Genomic DNA, 19,113 nt, shown 5'->3' on the forward strand with positions numbered 1-19,113 from the left:
AGTATGTCAGGCGTCACACTCCAGGAGAAATCAGGAGACGCATCACGAACACACGAGCGGTCCGGAGACGACCACCGCGTCAGAGCGTGGCAGTGAAAAGGGGGGGTCCGAAGTGCTGGGTCTCGATGACGCCGCTCAGAGCGACGTGCGCTCGATCTCGATGTCTTCGTAGGTCTCGATGATGTCGCCCGGCTTGAGATCTTGGAAGTCGTCGAGGCCGACACCACACTCGAAGCCTTCGCGGACTTCACGTGCGTCGTCCTTGAAGCGCTTCAGCGACGCGATCGCGCCCTTCCAGATGATCGTGCCGTCGCGCAGGAAACGCACCTTGGACCCGCGGGTGATGACACCCGAGGTGACCATGCACCCGGCGATCGCGCCCAGCTTGGGAACCCGGAAGATCTCGCGCACCTGGGCTTCGCCGGTGACCTGCTCTTCGAACTCGGGGTCGAGCATGCCGACCATCGACAATTCGATGTCTTCGAGCAGCTTGTAGATGATCTCGTAGGTACGGATCTCGACCTCGGCGTGCTCGGCAGCCTTGCGCGCCTTGCCGTCGGGTCGCACGTTGAAACCGATGATGGTGGCGTTGGTCGCCTCGGCGAGCGTGATGTCGTTCTCGGTGATCCCGCCGACGGCGCGATGCACGAACGACAACTCGACCTCGTCACCGTTGAGCTGACGAAGCGAATTGGTGACCGCCTCGAGCGAACCCTGCACGTCGGCCTTGATGAGCAGGTTGAGCTGCGCCTTCTCGCCAGCCTGGATCTGGGCAAAGATGTCTTCGAGCTTCGTGCCCGTCTTGACACGCGAGTCCTCACGAAGGTGACGTGCCTTGAGGCGCTCGGCTCGCGCCTCGCCGACCGTGCGGGCGACCTTCTCGTCGGGAGCGGCACGGAACTCGTCGCCAGCTTCGGGAACCGTCGACAGGCCCAGGACCTGGACCGGCGTGGACGGACCCGCCGTCTTGACCTGCTCACCCTTGTCGTTGATCATGGCGCGGACCTTGCCCCAGGCGCCGCCTGCGACGATCGGGTCGCCCACCTTGAGCTCGCCCTTGTCGACGAGCACCGTGGCGACGGGGCCGCGGCCCTTGTCGAGCTGAGCCTCGATGACGATGCCCTTCGCTCGGCCGGTCGGGTTCGCCTGCAGATCTTCGAGTTCGGCGACCACCTGGAGCTGCTCGATCATCTCGGCAACGCCGATGCCCTTCAGCGCCGACATCTCGACGACGATCGTGTCGCCGCCCCACGACTCGGGAACGAGTTCGTACTCGGCGAGTTGCGTCAGCACACGCTGCGGATCAGCGTTGTCCTTGTCGATCTTGTTGACCGCCACCACGATCGGCACGTCCGCCGCTCGTGCGTGGTTGATCGCCTCGATCGTCTGAGGCATCAGGCCGTCGTCGGCCGCCACCATCAACACGACGATGTCGGTCGCTTCGGCGCCACGAGCACGCATCTGCGTGAACGCCGCGTGACCCGGTGTATCGAGGAACGTGACCGAGCCATGCTCGTTGTGCACCTGATAGGCACCGATGTGCTGCGTGATGCCGCCAGCCTCGCCCTCGACGACGTTGGCGCCACGAATGTGGTCGAGCAAGGTCGTCTTGCCATGGTCGACGTGGCCCATCACGGTGATCACCGGTGGACGCGGTTCGAGATTCTCGTCATCGTCGGAGTCGTCGAACAGCTTCTGCAGCTCGACCTCTTCTTGTTGACCGGGCTCGACCAGCAGGATCTCCGCACCGACTTCGAGCGCGAACAGCTCCATCTGCTCGTCGGCGAGCGTCATCGTCGCCGTGACCATTTCGCCGTTGGTGAGCAAGAAGCGGACGACGTCAGCGGCAGTACGGTTCAGCTTCGGGCCGAACTCCTGCGCCGACACGCCCCGCTCGATGATGATCTCGCCGGCGGGAACGGGCACATCGGACGACGTGTACTGCGTGAGCTGTGGCTGGAGATCGTCCTGGTCGCGACGACGACGCCGACGACCGGTACGACGCGGCGGACGCCGCTGGCCGCTCGGACGATTGCCGCCGGGGCGACCGGGACCGCCACCGGGGCCACCGCCACCGGGAGCACCGCCGCCAGGACGCTGCCCGCCAGGACCGCCGCCGGGGCGATAGTTGCCGCCGCCACCAGGGCGCGGCGCACCACGGCCGCTCGGTGACGCCGGACGCGAAGAACCGGGCGGCGGGGGAATCGGCTTGCCGGACGGCGACAACGGCTTGGCTGCGCCGGGCGGAGGAGGAACCGGTCGACCCGATGGGCTCACCGGCGCCTTCGACGCGGGTGACGCCGACACGTCGTGCGGCAGCGGCGATGTGGTTTCCGGCGGCGGAGTGCCGTCGGCGCTGGGTCGAGCGCTCGAGATCACGCGACGCGGCTCCGGTGGCGGAGGCGGCGGGGCAGGAGCCGGAGCGGGAGCCGGACGCGTGGCCGCCGACTTCGGGATCGGCTTGCCTTCAGCAGCGAGCACCACCAGGTCGGCCGCCGACGGGCCGGTCTCTGCAGCTGGTGCGGGTGCCGGAGCGGGTGCCGGAGCGGGCTGGGGCGCAGGGGCTGCAGGGCGCGGCGACGGCGGAGCAGGCGGCGGCGGCTTCGATGGCAACGACGTCGAGGGGCGAGTGGCTGGCGGCTCTGCCGGTGTCGGAGCGTCGGCTGCCGGCGCCGATTCGGTCGTGGTATCGGCCGGCTTCTTCGACGACACGATCGGCGTGACCGTCGCCTCGGTCTCGGGCGCGCCGCCCTGTTCGGGCTGCTCGGCGGCGCTGTCGGCTGGCGACGACTCGACGCCAGCGGGAGCGGCACTCGTCGACGTGTCGACGACATCGTCGGTGGTCGCGGTTGCAGCGCTGCCCGTCGTGCCGGTCGCAGCCGCAGGGGCCGCCGGCGAGTCGGCGGTTTGCTTGGCTGCGGCTTTCTTCGTGGTCGACTTCTTGGCGGCCGACTTCTTGGCAGCCGACTTCTTCGCTGGCTTGACCTCTTCGGGCTGCTCGTCGCGAGTCAGGCCTTCGCGCTCGGCGCGACGACGCAACATGTCGGCGTATGCCTCCTGCAGGGTCGACGAGGGGCCCTTGGCCGCCACGCTCGCCGCCTTCGCGAGGTCGAGCAACTCTGCATTGGTCATCCCGAGCTCCTTGGCGAGCTCGTGGATTCGGATCTTCTTCGCAGACACGTTTCGATTCAACCTTTCCCTGTCGTCTTTCCCTCACCCGGCACGCAATCAGCGGGTGTTGTTCGTCGTTCGGATCGCGTCGAGCTCGTCTCGACCGATGGTGGTGCGCCAGGCTCTGGCGAACTGGCTTCGTCGAATCGCCTCATCGAGACACGACGATTCGATCGTCGCGAGCTCGGCGTCACCCGAGCCGTCGACTGCCCGGCACAGCCACGCGCCACGACCGCTGCTCGGCCCATCGACGACGATGCCGTCGGCCGACCGGGTGATCCGAACGAGTTCGGACGCCGGGCGGCGCTGACGGCAGCCGATGCAGCTGCGGACGGGATGATGACGATCAATCGCTGGAACCAGCCTTCGTATAGCCCGCCGCTTCCGCCGAGACCGCGGTGTCGAACCACACCTCGGCGATAGTGGCACCGTAGTAGCTGCCATCGGGCTCGTGATACTTCATGGAGTCGCGGTTGCCCTTGATCGGGTAGCCCTCGGGGGCGACGGCCGGATCGTCGAGCGGCGCGTGGCCACCGACGGGCAGACCCGCCGCCTCGGCAAGGATCGCCGCGTCCTCGGCCGCCCGGTCAGCCTGGCGTTGAGCAGCCGCCTCGGCAGCCATCTGGTCCTGCCATGCCGACTCCGAGATGACCGTTCCGTCCGTGGCGTGCCACTCCATCTCACCGGTCTCGGTGTTGGCGACCCATTGGCCGTCGGCGTAGTCGACGTTCTCCTCGTCACGGCCGCCGGCGGGGATGCCTTCGGCCAGTTGCGTCTCAGAGCGGATGTCGACGCGCACGCCGGTCAACCGAGCTGCCAGCCGCGCGTTCTGGCCTTCACGACCGATGGCGAGGCTGAGCTGGTGGTCGGGCACGATGACATCGGCCTGTGTGCCGTCAGGCGACATGATCACCTGGGTGACCTTGGCGGGCGACAACGCCTTCGCAACGAAGTCGTGGATGTCTTCGGAGAACGGGACGATGTCGATCTTTTCGCCTCGCATCTCGTTGACGACCATCCGGACACGGCCGCCACGAGCACCGACGCACGCGCCGACCGGATCGACGTTGTGGTCGTTCGACCAGACGGCGATCTTCGTGCGGTGACCGGGTTCGCGAGCGCAGGCCTTGATCTCCACGATGCCGTCGGCGATCTCGGGGACCTCGAGTTCGAACAGCCGCTTGATGAGTCCGGGGTGCGTGCGGGACACGACGATCTGCGGGCCCTTCGGCGTGCGACGGACCTCGACGATGTAGGCCTTCTGGCGCTCACCCTGGTCGGGACGCTCGAAGGGCACCTGCTCGGCCTGCGGCAGCAACGCCTCCGCGCGGCCCAGGTCGAGCAGCGTGTAGCGAGCGTCGGTGCGCTGGATGATGCCGGTCACGATGTCGCCCTCGCGGTTCGCGTACTCCTCGAACTTGCGATCCGATTCGACCTCGCGGATGCGCTGGCTCATCACCTGACGGAAGGTCTGCGCCGCGATGCGGCCCATCTCCTCCTTCTTCGGCGTGTCGTCGCGCTCGTTGACCCAGTTGCCGTCTTCGTCGACGTCGTAGGCGATGAACGAGAAGTCCATGGTCTCGGGGTTGACCTCGACGACCACCTCGTCTGCGGCGTCGGGTCGGCGCTTGTACGCCGACGCGAGCGCGTCGACGAGCACATGGAGCAGAGCGTCTTCCGACAGCCCCTTCTCCTGTGCGAGCAGCGAGATGGCTTCGCTCATGTCGAGATTGGTCACGACTCTTGCTTCTCCTTCTTGGTCGCAGCAGCATCTGCTGACTTGGGTGCAGCAGCTGCTGACTTCTTCTTCGTGCCGCCTGGTTTGGGAGCGGGGCCCCACTCGAACACGGTGCGAGCCTTGTCGATGCCGTCGATCGGGAACGTGCGCTCCTCGCCGGAGTCGAGCAACACCGTCGCCGTGGTCTCGTCGGCACCGATCAACTTGCCGTCGATGCGGCGGTCCTCGCCCTCACCCACGGCGTGGCCGGCGAGACGAACGGTGATGTCCTTGCCGATCTCACGCTGGAAGTGCCGCGAAGTGCGGAGTCGACGTTCGAGGCCGGGGCTGGTGACCTCGAGCGTGAACTGACCGGCGATCGGATCCTCGTGATCGATCTCACGCGAGATCAAGCGAGTGGCCAGCGACAGCGTGTCGAGGCTGATACCCGACTCCGAGCCCGGCGGCGTGTCGAGCGTGATCTGCACCACGGCGCTCATCCGCACGATGTCGTAGAGCTCGAGATCGAGGTCGGAGGCAATCGGTTCGACGAGCGCTCGTACTCGTTCGAGTTCTGTTGCTGCCATCGTTGTCTCCTCTCTCCTGATCTCGGTGTCGTCGAGGCCCGTTCAACAAACAAGGCGTGAGGCAGAGCCCCACGCCTTGGTCAAGTGAACCAATTTGCGGAATCCGATGCTAGCAGCCGATCGCGTCGCTCGGGGCCGAGGACGCTGCGTTTCGGTCCGGGCGCTCGATCGAGCGCGATGTCCCGAGCGCGATGTCCCGGCGCCGTGTCGCAACGCCGTGTCGCAACGCCGTGTCGCAACGCCGTGTCGCGCGGTGCGACCGCTCCCGAGCGTGTCGACGTCGGGCAGATAGGTTCTCGGCGTGCTGCGCATGTCGAAACTGTTCTTGAAGACGCTTCGCGATGATCCCGCCGACGCCGAGGTGCCGAGCCACCGGTTACTCGTCCGCGCCGGCTACATCCGCAGAGTCGCGCCGGGCGGCTTCTCCTGGCTCCCGCTGGGCTGGGAGGTGTACCGAAACGTCGAACGCGTCGTTCGTGACGAGATGAACGCCGCCGGCTTCCAAGAAGTGCACTTTCCGGCACTGCTCCCCCGCGAGCCGTACGAGGCGACGAACCGGTGGACGGAGTACGGCGACAACCTGTTCCGTCTCGTCGACCGCAAGGGTGCCGACTTCCTCCTCGCTCCGACGCACGAGGAGATGTTCACCCTGATGGTCAAAGACGTCGCTGGCTCCTACAAGGACCTGCCGCTGAGCATCTATCAGATCCAGACGAAGTACCGCGACGAAGCGCGGCCTCGCGCCGGGTTGTTGCGGACCCGCGAGTTCGTGATGAAGGACTCCTACAGCTTCGATCTCGACGATGCAGGGCTCCAAGCGTCGTACGACGCGCACCGCGCCGCCTACATCTCGCTGTTCGAGCGGATGGGCCTGCCCTATGTGATCGTGTCGGCCATGTCGGGCGCGATGGGTGGATCGGCGTCGGAAGAGTTCCTCGCGCCGATGACCGTCGGCGAAGACACCTACATCCGTTGCACCTCGTGTGCGTATGCAGCCAACGTCGAAGCGGTCACCACGCCCGTTCCCGATGCGATCCCACTCGACGGTCTTCCCGACGCCGTCGTGCACGACACGCCCGACACACCGACGATCGAGACCCTCGTCGACTTCGTCAACGCCGATCCGGCGCTACGTCGACCGGATCGCGACTGGACCGCCGCCGACACGCTCAAGAACCTCGTCGTCAACCTGAAGCACCCGGACGGATCCGTGGAGCCGTTGGCGATCGGCATCCCCGGCGACCGCGACGTCGACATGAAGCGACTCGAGGCGCAGGTCGCCCCGGCCGAGCCGGAACCGTTCTCCGAGGACGACTTCCGGAAGTACCCGGCACTCGCCAAGGGCTACATCGGCCCCGGTGCACTCGGCGCCGAGAGCGCCTCGGGGATCCGATACCTCGTCGATCCTCGCGTCGTGACCGGGACCGCGTGGATCACCGGCGCGGACCGCCACGGCAACCACGTGATCAACCTGACCGCAGGGCGCGACTTCACGCCCGACGGCGTGATCGAAGCCGCCGAGATCCTCGACGGCGACGTCTGCCCGCAGTGCGGCTCCGACGTCGAGATCGCTCGCGGTATCGAGATCGGCCACATCTTCCAGCTCGGTCGCAAGTACGCGGAGGCGCTCGACCTGTGGGTGCAAGGAGAGGACGGCAAGCCGATCACCCCCACGATGGGGTCGTACGGCGTCGGCGTCACCCGCTGTCTGGCGGCGATCGCCGAATCGACCCTCGACGACATCGGATTGTGCTGGCCTCGCGAGATCTCGCCTGCCGACGTCCACCTCATCATGGCGGGAAAGGAAGACGGCCCGCAGCGTGAAGTCGCCGAACGGCTCGCAGCGGATCTCGACGCCCGCGGCATTCGCGTCCTGTTCGACGATCGGGTGAAAGTGTCGCCCGGCGTGCGCTTCAAGGACGCCGAGTTGATCGGCGTGCCGACGATCGCTGTGGTCGGTCGCGGCGTGGCCGATGACGACCCGACGATCGAGGTGAAGGACCGTCGTTCCGGCGACCGCGACGACGTCCCCCTCGCCGACGCCGTCGCCCACCTCGTTGCCGTCTGCACCACCTGACCGCCGACCGTATCGGTTTGTCTCTGAGACAAACCGATACGGTCGGGTGCGAGCGGGGCGTCAGCTCGGCAGTATTTTGAGCCGGCATGTACGCCACCCCGTATGCCGCCCTGCATCCCGATCGGCCAGCGTTCGTCATGGCATCGACCGGCGAATCGGTCAGCCTCAGCGAGTTCGAGGCCCGAGCCAATCGACTCGCGCACCTGCTGTACGCGCACGGCCTACGTCCACTCGACCACTACTCCGTCTTCATGGAGAACAACGACCGATACCTCGAATCATGTGGTGCGGGCGAACGCTCCGGTCACTACTACACCTGCATCAACTCCTATCTGACGCCTGAGGAGATGGCCTACATCGTCGACAACAGCGACTCGCAGGTCGTCATCACCTCGGCGGCGAAGTACGACACGGTCGCTGCCGCCCTGCCCGACTGTCCCGCCGTGACGCTGGTGCTCGTCGTCGGAGGAGCTGACGCCGGCATCGCCCTCGACGATCGCATCCAGGACTTCGAGGCAGCGACCGCACATCACCCGTCGACGCCGATCGAGCACGAACGGCTCGGCACCCCGATGCTCTACTCGTCTGGCACCACGGGCCGCCCGAAGGGAATCATCCGCCCGCTTCCCGATCAACCACCGAGCGAGCAGATGCCGTTGTTCGCGTTCCTCTCGGCGCTGTGGCACTACCGCGAGGACATGGTCTACCTGTCGCCCGCGCCGTTGTATCACTCGGCACCTCAAGCAGCGGTCAGCCTCACGCTGCGCCATGGCGGCACCGTCGTCATCATGGAACGCTTCGACCCCGTGGAGTATCTCCGTCTCGTCGAGAAGTACCAGGTCACCCACACCCAGTTGGTGCCGACGATGTTCAGCCGCATGCTCAAGCTGCCCGCCGAAGACCGCCAGCGCTACGACCTGTCGTCGCTCGAGATCGCCGTGCACGCGGCCGCGCCGTGCCCGGTCCAGGTGAAAGAACAGATGATCGAGTGGTGGGGTCCGATCATCCACGAGTACTACGGAGCCACCGAAGGCCTCGGCTTCGCTGCGTGCAACACCGAGGAGTGGCTGGCGCACAAGGGCACCGTCGGGCGCATCGTGCTCGGCGACTTGTTCATCGCCGACGACGAGATGAACGAGTTGCCGATGGGCGTCCCCGGCACGATCTGGTTCAAGACGGCGACCGAGTTCGAGTACCACAACGACGACGAGAAGACCTCGGAAGCGAAGTCGGCCGACGGCACGATGACGACGGTGAACGACGTCGGCTACGTCGACGAGGACGGGTTTCTCTATCTCACCGACCGGGCGACGTTCATGATCATCTCGGGCGGCGTCAACATCTATCCGCAAGAGACCGAGAACCTGCTCATCACACATCCGTCGGTCGCCGACGCGGCCGTGTTCGGGGTACCCAACGTCGACCTCGGCGAGGAGGTGAAGGCCGTCGTGCAACCGATGCCCGGCATCGAAGCCGACGACGCGCTCGCAGCCGAGTTGACGGCGTTCTGCGCCGAGCACCTCGCTCGCCACAAGGTGCCGCGCTCGATCGATTTCACGGACGAACTCCCTCGCCTTCCCACCGGCAAGCTCTACAAGCGCAAACTCCGCGACGCCTACTGGAACGACTCGCCGAACAAGATTCTCTCCTGACCTACCCGTAACGGTTTGTGTCAGACACAAACCGTTACGGGTGGATGATCGCCCGGGTGGACAGCGATCGCTTGCGATGTGATCGCTTCAGGGGCCCTTCAGGAGTGACGGAGGAGGCCCTGGTCGATGACGATGCGTTCGTCGCCACCCGCGCCGTCGTGCGCGCTCGTCGTGAAGATCGTCTCGCCGGCCTGCTCGCCCGCCCACATGCGGATCGTCAACGCCTCGCCGGGGAACACCGGCGAAGCGAAACGGCCCTCGACGTGATCGAAGCGCGCGGGGTCACTGTCGCAGAGCGTGTGGAGCAGCGCCCGACCGGTGAATCCGTACGTGCACAGGCCGTGCAGGATCGGCGTATCGAAGCCCCCCATCGCGGCGAACGCCGGGTCGGTGTGCAACGGGTTGCGATCACCCGACAGGCGGTACACGAACGCCTGATCGCGAGACGTCTGGTACGTCACGACGTGGTCGGCGTCACGCTCTGGCGGCACGTTCTTCGGTCCGGAAGGCCCACGATCGCCGCCCCAGCCGCCCTCACCGCGGATGAACGCCGACATCGTGGTGGTGTACAACGGCTCGCCGTCCATCGTGGCGACGTTGCGCGATTCCACGACAGCAGCTTTGCCCTTGTCGTACATCCCGATGATCTCGCCGGTGATGGTCGCGGTCCCTTCGACCGGAATCGGCCGGTGCAAGGTGACGGCTTGCTGGCCGTGCACGAGCATCGCCGGATTGAACGTGCCGATCTTGCCCATCGCCGAACCGCGGCCGTATCCGATCACGACGGGAAACGTGGGGAAGACGCGCTGGTCGATTCCGTTGGAGTTCTCGGTCGTGAACGCCAACTCCTCGTGACCCGCTCCGATCCCGACCGCGTACAGCAGCGCGTCCTTGGAGTTCCACGAGACGTCGATCGGGTCGGACGTGGCGCCGACGGCATCAGGATTCAGTGGCATGTCATGCTCCGTTCAGTTCTGCCCGATCCCGGCGATCAGGTTCTGGGGTGGTCCGCCGGTGGCACCGTTCATGCCGGTGTTCCCACGGGCCTCGGCGAGGAGACCTTCGACCGCTGCGCCGAGCAGCGTCGGGTCCTCGATCGGGTCGATCGACGGGCCGCGAACCCACGGCTCTGCGACCGCGAGGAACTGCCCTGAGGCTTCGAAGACGCGCCCGGTCACACCCGCTGCCTCCTCCGAGCACAGCCACGTGACGATCGGAGCGATCCACTTCGGTGAGCGAGCCTCGCGTTCCTCGTCGGACTCTGGCTCCGGGCCCAGGCCCTCGGTCATGCGGGTGAGCGCCACGGGCGCCACTGCGTTGACCGTGACCCCGTAGCGGGCGAGTTCGAGCGCTGCAATGTTGGTGAACGACGCGATGCCCGCCTTGGCGGCGCCGTAGTTGGTCTGACCCGGATTGCCGTAGATCCCCGACACCGAGGAGGTGTTGACGATCCGCCCGCTGACCGGCTTGCCAGCCTTCGACTGGTCTCGCCAATACGCTGCAGCGTGACGGGCAGGGGCGAAGGTTCCCTTGAGATGCACGTGGATCACCGCGTCCCACTCGGCTTCCGACATGTTGGCGAGCATCCGGTCCCGCAGGATGCCGGCGTTGTTGACCACACCGTGCAGATCACCGAACGTCTCGATCGCCAGATCGATCATCCGCTTGGCGCCGTCCCAGTCCGCCACGTTGTCGCCGTTGGCCACGGCCTCACCGCCCAGGGCGACGATCTCGGCGACGACCTGCTCGGCAGGTGACAGGTCACCGCCGCTGCCATCGATCGCTCCGCCCAGATCGTTGACCACGACCTTGGCACCCTGACGAGCGAGGCTCAGCGCATGCTCGCGCCCGATCCCGCGTCCGGCGCCGGTGACGATGACGACCCGCCCTTCACACAATCCACTCATGGCCGTCACCGTAGGCCCTGCGCTGCGAGAGGATCGAAGTCGACGGCGCACCTGCCTCTCCCCTGTCGCCCGGCCCCCGTCACCTGTCACACTTCGCCCGTCGTCCGTTGTCGCGTCTGCGCCACGCTCCAGCCGACCCGTCGACGGCGAGGCCGGGTGACCGATGCCGCTGGATCGGCTCGACGTCGTCGGGTCCAAGCCGCAGGACCAGCCGTATCCTCGACTACGTGGGCGATCGACTCGTGGCGGATGTGGTGATCGTGGGAGCGGGACCCGCGGGGTCGGCAGCTGCCATCGAGTTGGTTCGGGCGGGCCGGACGGTCGTCGTCCTCGACAAGGCCTCCTTCCCTCGCGACAAGTGCTGCGGCGACGGCCTCACGACACTGGCCTTGCGTGAACTCGAGCACCTCGGCTTCGAGCCCGGTTCGGTCGCCGACTGGTTCGACGTCGCCGGCGCCACCCTGCGTTCGCCGTCCGGACGCGTGGTCGAGGTGCCGCTGCCCGACGACGGCAAGTACTCCGCGGTCGCACCGCGACTGCAACTCGACAACGCACTGGTCGACCTCGCGCGCCGCGTCGGTGCCGACGTTCGCGACGGATCCGGATTCCACTCGCTCGAGCGGTTCGACGACCGGGTCGATGTCGTGGCCGACGACCTCTCGGTGACGGCCCGCTACGTGATCGCGGCCGACGGCATGTGGAGTCCGGTTCGCAAGGCCGTCGGCGCCAACGTCGCCGGCTACCTCGGCGAATGGCACGGCTTCCGCCAGTACGCGTCGAACGTCACCGGCCCGGCCGCCTCGCAGCTGTTCGTGTGGTTCGAGCCCGATCTGCTCCCCGGCTACGCCTGGTCGTTCCCACTGCCCGGCAACCGGGCGAACGTCGGCTTCGGGGTGCTTCGCGACGGCGAGCGCTCCGGGAAGGACACCAAGGCGATCTGGCCCGACCTGCTCCAGCGGCCGCACGTGATCGAGGCGCTCGGCGCGGACTTCGAGATGGACGACCGCCACACGGCGTGGCCGATTCCGGCCCGGATCGATTCGCTGCCATTGACGTCGGATCGGGTGTTGTTCGTGGGTGACGCCGCCGCGGCGACCGACGTGATGACGGGTGAAGGCATCGGCCAGGCCCTGCTCACCGGGCGCCTCGCCGCCGAGTCGCTGATCTCCGCCGGTGCGCTCCAACCGAGCGTCGCCGCCGACCTCTACCGACGCGAAGTAGCACATCATCTCGTCGCCGATCATCGGATGTCGCTCGCGCTCGGCAAGGTGTTGACGACGTCGTGGGGCGCACGCGGTGCGCTTCGAGTCGTCGAACGCAGCGGCAACTGGGGTCGGCGCAACTTCGCCCGATGGATGTTCGAGGACGAACCGCGTGCAGTGGCGCTCACACCCAGCCGCTGGCACCGCGACTTCCTCGCCCGCCCAGGCGCCTACGCCTGACCAGAAAGGTCATCGTGCCTGGCACCATGACCTTTGACCAGAAAGGTCATCGTGCCTGGCACCATGACCTTTGCGCCCTGACCTTCACGACCTTCAAAGAGGTCATCGTGCCTGGCACCATGACCTCGCGGTGTCGGCGCGGTGTACTCACTCGTCGGGGAGTTTGGACTCCACGGTGACGTCGCCGACGTCGACACGGATCCCGTCGGCGTCGATGTCGGTGGGCTCGTCCGGTGACTCCGACACGGCGACGATCTCGTCGCGCTTGGGGCCCTCGTAGATCTCGCTCAGGGCCACCATCGCGCCGGCCATCGCCGCACCGGCGACGCCACCCTTGCGGCGGCCGGCTTCGATCGCCGACAGCCGGCGCTGCGCCTGCATCTCCTCCGCCTCGATCGACGCGGCATCGATGCCCGGATCGACCAAACCGAGCGTGGCGGCCGAACCGCTCGCATCCGCGGCGCCCACGTCGGTGGGCTCGTCCGAGCGTGCGGGATCGGGAGCGCGGCCGTCCGACGAGGTCATCCCCCCGATCGTAGAGCCGGCGCAGAGACCGAGCACGACGGCGCATCGAGCTGGTCGGCCACTATCTTCGAGCGGAGCATGACGGTGACGAGCGGAGCATGACGGTGACGAGCGAGCAGACATGACCGAGTACGCCTTCGATCCGACGCACGGCACCGGTCCGTCCGGACCCGCGCCGATCACACCGATGGACGACCGAGAGACCGGCGAGGTCTTCGAGCGCATCTTCTTCGAATTGCGCAAGGTGATCGTGGGCCAGACCCGCCTCCTCGAACGCATGCTCGTCGGTGTGCTGTGCCGAGGTCACTGCCTCCTCGAGTCGGTCCCCGGCCTCGCCAAGACGCTGGCAGCCGAGACGCTCGCGAACGTGGTCGGCGGCACGTTCGCTCGCATCCAGTTCACCCCCGATCTGCTCCCCTCCGACATCGTCGGCACGCGCATCTACCGCGGCTCGTCGGAGACGTTCGACGTCGAGTTCGGACCGGTGTTCGTCAACTTCTTGCTCACCGACGAGATCAACCGAGCACCCGCCAAGGTGCAGTCGGCGTTGCTCGAGGTGATGGCCGAACAGCAGGTCACGATCGGCGGTGTCACCCACCCCGTGCCGACACCGTTCTTCGTCGTCGCCACGCAGAACCCGATCGAGTCGGAAGGCGTCTACAACCTGCCCGATGCGCAGCGCGATCGCTTCATGATGAAGATCACCCTCGATCATCCGACCGCCGACGAGGAGATGGCGATCCTCGACCGGATGAGCGTCACCGCTGCATCGCCGATACCCGAGCAGGTCATCTCGCTCGACCAACTCGTCGAGCTGCAGACGCGCGCCGACCGCGTCTTCGTCGATCGCTCCGTCAGCCAGTACGCCGTCGACGTGGTCCAGTGCACCCGATACCCGAGTCGGTTCAACCTGGCAGACCTCGACAGCATCATCGGGCTCGGAGCGAGCCCCCGTGCCACGATCAACCTGATTCGGGGCGCACGCGCCCTCGCCATGCTGCGTGGTCGCACCTACGCGACGCCCCAAGACGTGTTCGACCTCGCGCCCGAGATCCTGCGTCACCGGTTGCTGCTCACCTACGACGCGCTCGCACGCGACGTCACGTCCGATCAGATCGTGCAGCGAATCCTCGCCACGGTGCCCGCCAACTGGGTGTCACCCAAGCCGAACGACGCGTTCGAGCGGAGCTGACATGGCCCCGCCGACGGACCCGGACGGCATCACCTGGTACGCCGGAGGCGACGTGACCATCCGGGAACAACCGACCGCGCAGCCCGCCGCGACCCGACCGCCGACATCGCTCCCCGCAACGCCTCCGCCTGCCCCGGCACATCCGTGGCTGGCGGGGCCGACCCCCGATGCCGCCGCCGAGATGGTTCGCTCGATGGAGTTGTTGATCAACCGCCGACTCGACGGTGTCCTGCACGGCAACTACCAGGGGCTCACTCCCGGCCACGGATCCGAACCGGGCGAATCGCGTCAATACCAGCCGGGCGACGACGTCCGCCGGATCGATTGGAACGTGACGGCGCGCACCAACGAGACCTACGTCCGTGAACAGATCGCCGACCGCGACCTCGCCGCATGGCTGGTCGTCGACACGTCAGCCACGATGCGCTTCGGAACGACCCTCAACGACAAGGCCCACACGGCGATGGCTGCCGCAGCCACCGTCGGATTCCTCACCGCCCGCAACCAGAACCGGCTCGGCGCCGTGCTCGTCTCCGGACCCCGGATCCACGTGATGCCGCCTCGGGCCGGCGCCAATCAGGTGCGGGCGATCCTGTCATCGCTCGCCGGCGCGCCGACCGGCGAGGGCGCTGGCGCAGCCGACCTCGCCGGTGCCCTCGAACGCGTCGGCGCCGTCGCGAAGCGACGAGGATTTATCGCCGTGATCTCGGACTTCACCGGCAACGGCTGGCATCGTGCCCTCGGGCGACTCGGCATCCGCCACGACCTGCTGGCGATCTCGATCCACGACCCGCGCGAACTCGATGTCCCACCGATCGGTCTGGTCGAACTCGTCGATCCGGCAACCGGCACGACCCGCGAGATTCGGGTCACCGCCAAGATCCAAGATCGGTACCGCGCCGCCGCTGACGCCGAACGAGTCGCCCGCAACGAAGCGATCGGCCGAGCCGGTGCGGAGCTGATCGAGTTGTCGACCGCCGACGACTGGCTCGGCAGCATCATCCGACACGTCCAGGAACGTCGCGTGCAAGCCGTGAGAGGGGAAGCGATCCGACGATGATCCCCGACTTCCTCGCTCCGGGCCGACTGTGGCTCCTGCTCGTCGTGGTCGCGATGGCCGCTGCGTACGTGGCGTCGCTGCGCTGGCGCAGGGCCGCACAGGTTCGCTTCACCCAGGTCGACTTGCTCGATCGGGTCGCGCCCAAGCGACCACGATGGCGTCGCCACGTGATCGCCGGCATCCAGTTGGCGGGCCTGGCGGTGGCCGTCGTCGCCGTCGCCCGACCGGTCGAGCGCACCACGGAACGAACGAACAGCGAGGGGCGCATCCTGGTGCTGTTCGACGTGTCGCTGTCGATGGAGGCCGACGACGTCGAACCCAACCGACTCGAATCCGCCAAGGACGCTGCGCGGAACTTCATCGAGGAGGTCGACGACGACGTCGAGGTCGGGCTCATCTCCTTCGCCGGCGTCGTGACCGTCGAGGTGAACCCGACCCTCGATCGCGACGTGGTCGACGACCGCATCGAACGACTCGATCTCGATCTGTCGACCGCGATCGGTGACGCGCTGGCGGTCGGCACGCGCCTCCTCGTCGACGGAGCCGCAGACGACGAGAACCGCGACGACGACGTTGCGCCCGGCGTGATCGTGCTGCTCAGCGACGGCGAGACGACGGTCGGTCGACCGACCGCGGAAGGCGGGAGCCTCGCTGCCGACGCCGGCATCCCGGTGTTCACCATCGCGTTCGGTACCGAGCGCGGGACGATCATCGACCCCGTCTCGGGAGAGCCGGTGCCGGTTCCGGTGAGCCCGGCCGATCTCGAACTCGTTGCCGAGCAGACCGGTGGCGAGTCGTTCATCGCCGAGACCGGCAACGAACTCGCCAACGCCTACGACCAGATCCGCGAGTCGCTCGGCGACACGCTCGGCGAGGAGATCGAGATCACCAAGGAACTGACGTGGCGCTACGCCCTCGGCGCGTTCCTGTTGCTCGCCGTTGCCTGGAGCCTCTCGCTCTGGTGGCTGCGCGGCATGGTGTGATGCGGCATGGTGTGATGCGGCATGGTGTGATGCGGCATGGTGTGATGCGGCATGGTGTGATGCGGCATGGTGTGATGCGGCATGGTGTGATGCGGCATGGTGTGATGCGGCATGGTGTGAACCCGTTGCGCTGACCGGGACGTGGGGCGTTCAGCTGTCGGCGATAGTCGTGGAGGGCTGTTGCTGGGGGTCGGGGATCGTCGTCGACGGCGGCGTCGTCGTCGGAGCGGTGGGCAGCGGCGCATCCGGCCCGGCGAGATCGGCGAGTTCTTCAGCGATCAGGCGGACCACGAGGTCGTCGAGCGCAAGTTCTTCGTAGTCGGTCGTGGTGATGTCGGTCGACGGGCCGGTTGCGGTACCACCGGCGCCGCCCGCGCCATAGCTGAGGAAGACGAACGGGGCGCCCGTGGCGACGGCGAGCTGGCGGAACACCAACTCGGCGACGTCGTCGGACTCCGATGAGGCGACCGGGAAGATCTTGATGCCCCGCTCGACCGCGTCGACGATCGAGCGCGTGTACGGCGTCTCGACCTGGCGCGACACCTGCGGCGGTGCGTCGGCCACGACGAACACCAGTTGGACCGCATCGGCCGGATCCCGCCACCCGGGCTCGGCGAGCGCTGCGGCGAGGCCTTCATCGAGCGCTTCGGGGTAGTCGCCACCACCATCGGCGACGACGTCTGCGAGCGCTTGGCGGAACGTCGCGACATCGTTGGTGAAGTCGAACGTCGATGTGACGAAGGCGTCGCCTTCGTCTCGGTAGAGCGTCATGGCGAAGCGGACGTCGGGGCGAGGGTCGAGCCCGCTGATGCGTTCGGCGACCGTGTCGATCGTCGCCTTCAAACGGTCGATCTCGTCGCCCATCGAACCGGTCGCGTCGAGGAGGAACAGCACGTCGAGCGGGACCGTTTCACCGATCGCGACCGCGGGTGCCGACAGCCGCACGTCGCTGCCACCGAGGGCATCGACCGACGAGCCTCCCTCCACGGCGAACGTCACTGCGGCATCGGCATCGACGTCGTACAGCGACGGGAAGAAGCGGGCGGTCCCGTCGGCAGTGGTTCGTAGGCGAGCGACGTCGCGCTCGCCTGCCGTCACCTCGACGAGCGCGCCCGCCACCGCGCGGCCGGCATCGTCGGTGACCGTCACGACGCTGCGATCGACACCATCGAACGGGCGTGCCGTGATGCCGAGGCCTGCCACCCGATCGAGGTAGTCGACGAAGCCGTCGTAGTCGACGTTGTCGTCGACGCTGCCCGCACGGAGTGGCGAGCCGTCGACGGGCGGGGCTTCGATGTCACCCTCCACCAACACTTCGCGCTCGCCCGCAGCCGGAGTGACGACACTCATGTCGTCGACCGAGTCCGCTGCAGCCTCAGTCCGCTCCTCGGCTGGCTCCTCGGCTGACTCCTCGGCTGACTCCTCGGCTGACTCCTCGGCTGGCTCCGACGCCGAGCCGGACATCGTGTCGGCGCCGCCCGACCACTCGGGCTCGCCACCGACCCAACCGCCATCGTCGGTATCGCTGCCCAGCCCGGTGCCGGAGGGAGCCACGGTCGCCACGCTCGGCACCCCGTCGGCGCGTTCCTCGCTCGTCGCGTCGAGGGACGAATCCGAGTCGTCGTCGCTTCCGCACGACGCGACGGCGAGTGCGCCAGCGGCGACGAGGGCGGTGAGGCGGGTGAGCACGGTGTGTTCCATGCCCACTGAGACGTTTCTCACGAGCGGGTGGTTCCCGCTCGTGCGAAAACGTCAGAGCATCGACTTGAGTTGCTCGATCGTGCTGACCGGGTCGGCGCCGACGGCGTTGACGCTGAGGTGGGTGACGCCGGCTTCCTTGTAGGCGGCGATGCGCTCTTTCACGTAGCTCGCCGGACCGACGAGGTTGGTGTTCGCCAGCATCTCGCCCGGGACGATCGAGGCGGCCTTGTCCTTCTCGCCCGCCAGGTAGTGATCCTGGATCGCGATCGCCTCGTCGACGTAGCCGTACTTCTGCATGATCGTGTTGTAGAAGTTCTTGTCGCGAGCACCCATGCCACCGACGTACAGCGCGGTGCTGGGGCGGGCGAAGTCGAGGATCGCATTGGCCTTGTCGCCGACCAGGTCCTCACCGATGGCGACCATGCCGCCGGCCGAGATCTGCAGTGGACCGAGTTCGGGATCGCGCTCGGCGTTGCCGGCTTTGATCTCGTCGCCCCACACGTCGTGGTACTTCTCCGGGTCGAAGAAGATCGGAATCCAGCCATCGGCGTGCTGCGCCGTCGCCTTGACCGACAGGCCCATGAGGCTCGCCCAGAAGATGGGGATGTTGTCGCGAACGGGATGGTTGATGATCTTCAACGGCTTGCCGAGACCCGTTCCCTGCCCCTCGGGCAGCGGCACCTGCACGGTCGGGCCGTCGTAGACGACCTTCTCGCGCTTGAGGGTCATGCGAGTGACGTTGATGTAGTCGCGGATGCGCGGCATCGGCTTCTCGTAGGGCACACCGTGGAAGCCTTCGATGACCTGCGGGCCCGAGGCACCCAGGCCCAGGATGAATCGTCCACCCGACACGAAGTCGAGGCCGGCCGCCGTCTGGGCCATGCAGGTCGCCGTGCGCGAGAACACGTTCATGATCGCGGAGCCGATCTCGATCGTCTCGGTCTTCGCTGCGAGGTAGCCCATCTGCGACACCGCATCGAAGCTGTACGCCTCCGGCACCCACACCACGTCGAGGCCGGCCTTTTCCAATTCCACGACCTTGGCGACGTCGGCGTGGAAATCACCGGAGTAATTGATCATCATCGAGAGCTTCATGACC

General features: G+C 67.1%; 15 protein-coding genes. 6 read left to right on the plus strand and 9 right to left on the minus strand.

The window, feature by feature from the left end; all coding sequences use genetic code 11:
- Window positions 1-135: 135 nt before the first annotated feature.
- The 4 genes from infB to rimP are packed head-to-tail and all read right to left on the minus strand — an operon-like array spanning window position 136 to window position 5,475.
- Window positions 136-3,180, minus strand: coding sequence for a translation initiation factor IF-2 (infB, locus tag ACE37B_RS22070; RefSeq protein ID WP_409925506.1), 3,045 nt, complete (start codon window positions 3,178-3,180; stop codon window positions 136-138).
- 48 nt (window positions 3,181-3,228) lie between these two features.
- Entirely contained in the window at window positions 3,229-3,615 is a 387-nt protein-coding gene (locus tag ACE37B_RS22075; protein ID WP_409925507.1) for a YlxR family protein, read from the minus strand.
- On the minus strand, window positions 3,518-4,909 hold the full coding sequence (nusA, locus tag ACE37B_RS22080) for a transcription termination factor NusA (protein WP_409925508.1): 1,392 nt from the start codon (window positions 4,907-4,909) through the stop codon (window positions 3,518-3,520). Before nusA ends, ACE37B_RS22075 begins: the two co-directional genes overlap by 98 nt.
- Window positions 4,906-5,475, minus strand: a complete 570-nt coding sequence (gene rimP / locus ACE37B_RS22085; RefSeq protein WP_409925509.1) for a ribosome maturation factor RimP — start codon at window positions 5,473-5,475, stop codon at window positions 4,906-4,908. Before rimP ends, nusA begins: the two co-directional genes overlap by 4 nt.
- Before the next feature lie 310 nt (window positions 5,476-5,785).
- On the opposite strand from rimP, the gene ACE37B_RS22090 reads away from it, so the two are divergent.
- Both ACE37B_RS22090 and ACE37B_RS22095 read left to right on the plus strand, forming a co-directional pair.
- Window positions 5,786-7,552, plus strand: coding sequence for a proline--tRNA ligase (locus ACE37B_RS22090; protein ID WP_409925652.1), 1,767 nt, complete (start codon window positions 5,786-5,788; stop codon window positions 7,550-7,552).
- 86 nt (window positions 7,553-7,638) lie between these two features.
- A complete protein-coding gene (locus ACE37B_RS22095) occupies window positions 7,639-9,204 on the plus strand; it encodes an AMP-binding protein (RefSeq protein ID WP_409925510.1) in 1,566 nt (521 codons plus the stop codon).
- Between the two features lie 98 nt (window positions 9,205-9,302).
- Here ACE37B_RS22095 and ACE37B_RS22100 read toward each other — a convergent pair whose 3' ends face one another.
- Window positions 9,303-10,160: a MaoC/PaaZ C-terminal domain-containing protein gene (locus ACE37B_RS22100; protein ID WP_409925511.1), complete on the minus strand. Its 858-nt coding sequence runs from the start codon at window positions 10,158-10,160 to the stop codon at window positions 9,303-9,305.
- Window positions 10,161-10,172: 12 nt separating this feature from the next.
- Window positions 10,173-11,111, minus strand: coding sequence for an SDR family oxidoreductase (locus ACE37B_RS22105; protein WP_409925512.1), 939 nt, complete (start codon window positions 11,109-11,111; stop codon window positions 10,173-10,175).
- A gap of 227 nt (window positions 11,112-11,338) precedes the next feature.
- On the opposite strand from ACE37B_RS22105, the gene ACE37B_RS22110 reads away from it, so the two are divergent.
- The gene (locus tag ACE37B_RS22110; RefSeq protein WP_409925513.1) at window positions 11,339-12,553 is read left to right on the plus strand and encodes a geranylgeranyl reductase family protein; all 1,215 of its coding nucleotides are present in this window, start codon (window positions 11,339-11,341) and stop codon (window positions 12,551-12,553) included.
- Window positions 12,554-12,700: 147 nt separating this feature from the next.
- Here the strand turns inward: ACE37B_RS22110 and ACE37B_RS22115 are convergent, their stop codons facing one another.
- A complete protein-coding gene (locus tag ACE37B_RS22115; protein WP_409925514.1) occupies window positions 12,701-13,078 on the minus strand; it encodes a hypothetical protein in 378 nt (125 codons plus the stop codon).
- A gap of 121 nt (window positions 13,079-13,199) precedes the next feature.
- Between ACE37B_RS22115 and ACE37B_RS22120 the strand changes: the two genes are divergently transcribed.
- Genes ACE37B_RS22120 through ACE37B_RS22130 form a run of 3 tightly spaced genes read left to right on the plus strand, consistent with a single transcriptional unit; the run spans window position 13,200 to window position 16,313 of the window.
- Window positions 13,200-14,270, plus strand: coding sequence for an AAA family ATPase (locus tag ACE37B_RS22120; protein ID WP_409925515.1), 1,071 nt, complete (start codon window positions 13,200-13,202; stop codon window positions 14,268-14,270).
- A gap of 1 nt (window position 14,271) precedes the next feature.
- Window positions 14,272-15,330, plus strand: a complete 1,059-nt coding sequence (locus tag ACE37B_RS22125) for a DUF58 domain-containing protein (RefSeq protein WP_409925516.1) — start codon at window positions 14,272-14,274, stop codon at window positions 15,328-15,330.
- A complete protein-coding gene (locus tag ACE37B_RS22130) occupies window positions 15,327-16,313 on the plus strand; it encodes a VWA domain-containing protein (protein ID WP_409925517.1) in 987 nt (328 codons plus the stop codon). The genes ACE37B_RS22125 and ACE37B_RS22130 overlap by 4 nt, the downstream gene beginning before the upstream one ends.
- A 150-nt stretch (window positions 16,314-16,463) precedes the next feature.
- Here ACE37B_RS22130 and ACE37B_RS22135 read toward each other — a convergent pair whose 3' ends face one another.
- Both ACE37B_RS22135 and ACE37B_RS22140 read right to left on the minus strand, forming a co-directional pair.
- Entirely contained in the window at window positions 16,464-18,014 is a 1,551-nt protein-coding gene (locus ACE37B_RS22135; RefSeq protein ID WP_409925518.1) for a VWA domain-containing protein, read from the minus strand.
- 51 nt (window positions 18,015-18,065) lie between these two features.
- Complete coding sequence (locus ACE37B_RS22140) at window positions 18,066-19,109, minus strand: LLM class F420-dependent oxidoreductase (protein ID WP_409925519.1); 1,044 nt, start codon at window positions 19,107-19,109, stop codon at window positions 18,066-18,068.
- Window positions 19,110-19,113 lie beyond the last annotated feature (4 nt).

This window comes from Ilumatobacter sp. (genome assembly GCF_046290335.1).
In the GTDB taxonomy this organism is placed as follows: Bacteria; Actinomycetota; Acidimicrobiia; order Acidimicrobiales; family Ilumatobacteraceae; genus Ilumatobacter_A.

Bases quoted from the DNA above. Each gene is read 5' to 3' on its own strand.
- ACE37B_RS22135 (WP_409925518.1), bottom strand. From the start codon at position 18,014: ATGGAACACACCGTGCTCACCCGCCTCACCGCCCTCGTCGCCGCTGGC.
- rimP (WP_409925509.1), bottom strand. From the start codon at position 5,475: ATGGCAGCAACAGAACTCGAACGAGTACGAGCGCTCGTCGAACCGATT.
- ACE37B_RS22120 (WP_409925515.1), top strand. From the start codon at position 13,200: ATGACCGAGTACGCCTTCGATCCGACGCACGGCACCGGTCCGTCCGGA.
- ACE37B_RS22090 (WP_409925652.1), top strand. From the start codon at position 5,786: ATGTCGAAACTGTTCTTGAAGACGCTTCGCGATGATCCCGCCGACGCC.
- ACE37B_RS22100 (WP_409925511.1), bottom strand. From the start codon at position 10,160: ATGCCACTGAATCCTGATGCCGTCGGCGCCACGTCCGACCCGATCGAC.
- ACE37B_RS22105 (WP_409925512.1), bottom strand. From the start codon at position 11,111: ATGAGTGGATTGTGTGAAGGGCGGGTCGTCATCGTCACCGGCGCCGGA.
- ACE37B_RS22095 (WP_409925510.1), top strand. From the start codon at position 7,639: ATGTACGCCACCCCGTATGCCGCCCTGCATCCCGATCGGCCAGCGTTC.
- ACE37B_RS22125 (WP_409925516.1), top strand. From the start codon at position 14,272: ATGGCCCCGCCGACGGACCCGGACGGCATCACCTGGTACGCCGGAGGC.
- ACE37B_RS22140 (WP_409925519.1), bottom strand. From the start codon at position 19,109: ATGAAGCTCTCGATGATGATCAATTACTCCGGTGATTTCCACGCCGAC.
- ACE37B_RS22075 (WP_409925507.1), bottom strand. From the start codon at position 3,615: ATGGCAGCTACTACGGTGCCACTATCGCCGAGGTGTGGTTCGACACCG.
- ACE37B_RS22115 (WP_409925514.1), bottom strand. From the start codon at position 13,078: ATGACCTCGTCGGACGGCCGCGCTCCCGATCCCGCACGCTCGGACGAG.
- ACE37B_RS22130 (WP_409925517.1), top strand. From the start codon at position 15,327: ATGATCCCCGACTTCCTCGCTCCGGGCCGACTGTGGCTCCTGCTCGTC.